We start from the raw sequence: 538 nt of genomic DNA, 5'->3' as shown, positions 1-538 counted from the left end.
CAGCGGCCATTCATGCCATCCACTTCCCATCTCACACCTCCTTCGGGTTTGCCAGGTAGCCGGTGGTGTCACCCGTCGGACGGCTGTTGGCGTTAGGTTTGATCACAATACTCGGCTTCGTGAAGTGCGCAGACGGCAGCGGCGCGACGGCAGCAAGCTGGCCGTGTTTTTTGCGCAGCTCCTCAATCGGGCCAAAGTCCAGCGCGCGCAGCGGGCAGGACTCGACGCAGATGGGCTTTTTGCCGTCCGCCACGCGGCTGTGGCAGCCGTCGCACTTGGTCATGTGGCCTTTGGCGGCGTTGTACTGCGGCGCGCCGTACGGACAGGCCATGTGGCAGTAGCGACAGCCGATGCAGACATCCTCGTTCACCACCACAAAACCGTCATCGCGCTTGTGCATTGCCCCGCTCGGACAGACCTTGGTACAGGCCGGATCTTCGCAGTGGTTGCAGGCAATCGACAGGTAATAGGCGAAGACATTCTGATGCCAGACGCCGTTGTCCTCCTGCCAGTCGCCGCCCGCGTATTCATAAATACG

1 protein-coding gene is annotated in these 538 nt (G+C 61.3%); it reads right to left on the bottom strand.

Annotation, left to right across the window (positions count from 1 at the left end; translation table 11 throughout):
• Window positions 1-31 precede the first annotated feature (31 nt).
• Window positions 32-538, bottom strand: a 507-nt coding sequence (locus ACOTX7_RS24315; protein WP_421626179.1) for a 4Fe-4S dicluster domain-containing protein, incomplete at its 5' end; no start/stop codon positions are given.

The sequence above is a fragment of the Enterobacter cloacae complex sp. IR5418 genome (assembly GCF_049238105.1).
Taxonomy (GTDB): domain Bacteria; phylum Pseudomonadota; class Gammaproteobacteria; order Enterobacterales; family Enterobacteriaceae; genus Enterobacter; species Enterobacter hormaechei.
Note: the sequence above shows the minus strand (reverse complement) of the source record. Positions and strands in the feature narration are given on the sequence as shown.